Below are 1043 nucleotides of genomic sequence, written 5' to 3'. Positions count from 1 at the left end.
GTGTTACGCCGATCCAGGTTCCTTATCAATCTTTTGCTAAAGAAAACGTTAAGAACTTTTTTCAAACGGGCAATGTTTATGAAAATGCACTTTCTATTTCTTCCGGGAGCGAAAAAGGGAACTTCACGGCCGGTTTTTCCAGAACGGATAACACCGGCGTTGTACCGAATAATACCATCAACCGCACTTCCATTAATATTGGAGGGAACATCAAATTAGAAAATAAATTTTACGCAAGCGGTTCGATCAATTATGTAATAACCGATCAAAAAACACCGCCCATTGGTGGTACAACCGGTTCGATCATGACGGCTTTGATGTACACGCCAACCAGTTACGATTTGACCCATTATCCTTACGAAAACCCGATTGATAAAAGCAATGTGTATGATTATACCGGCGTGGATAACCCTTACTGGTCTGTCAAACACAGCGTTTCTACCAGCAATGTTGACCGTTATTATGGCAATCTGGTTTTAGGTTTTGATCCGCTGCCCTGGCTCAACATCCAAAACACGGCCGGGTTTAATGCTTACACCGACAGAAGGGTGAACGTACGCGGAAAAGGTTCGTCTTCCTATCCAAACGGCAGTATTACGGTGGATAATATTTACCGGCAGGAACTGGACAACACTTTTTTAGTAACGGCAAACAAAGCATTAACAAGCAATTTGAATTTACGCTGGATTTTGGGCAACAACATTAACCAGCGTTTAACCAACCGTAATGCTTTTTATGGCGATGGCATTATCGTTGCCGATTTAAACACCATCAACAATACCAGTTCTGTTACGCCAATTCAGTTGCTCAACAACCGTAATATTTCGGAACAAAGGTTTTATGCTTTTTTTACCGATATAACTTTTGATTATAAAAACTACGCTTCCTTAAACTTAGTTGGCCGTAATGATGTATCGTCAACCCTGCCGCCCAACAACCGCAGTTATTTTTATGGTGGCGCCAACGGTTCGTTCATTTTTACCAAAGCCTTAAATATGCCGGCCAACATTTTAAATTTTGGCAAGATCAGGGGCGGTTATACC

Annotated in this window: 1 pseudogene (cut by a window edge); it reads left to right on the top strand. The window is 41.6% G+C overall.

The window, feature by feature from the left end:
• A pseudogene (locus Q0192_RS17475) lies at positions 1–1043 on the top strand (TonB-dependent receptor) (its annotated part continues 955 nt past the right edge of the window); the annotation flags it as partial.

Origin of the sequence: uncultured Mucilaginibacter sp. (assembly GCF_937859865.1) — a bacterium.
Taxonomy (GTDB): domain Bacteria; phylum Bacteroidota; class Bacteroidia; order Sphingobacteriales; family Sphingobacteriaceae; genus Mucilaginibacter_A.
The sequence above is the reverse complement of the archived record's forward strand: the minus strand, read 5'-3'. Positions and strand labels throughout refer to the sequence as shown.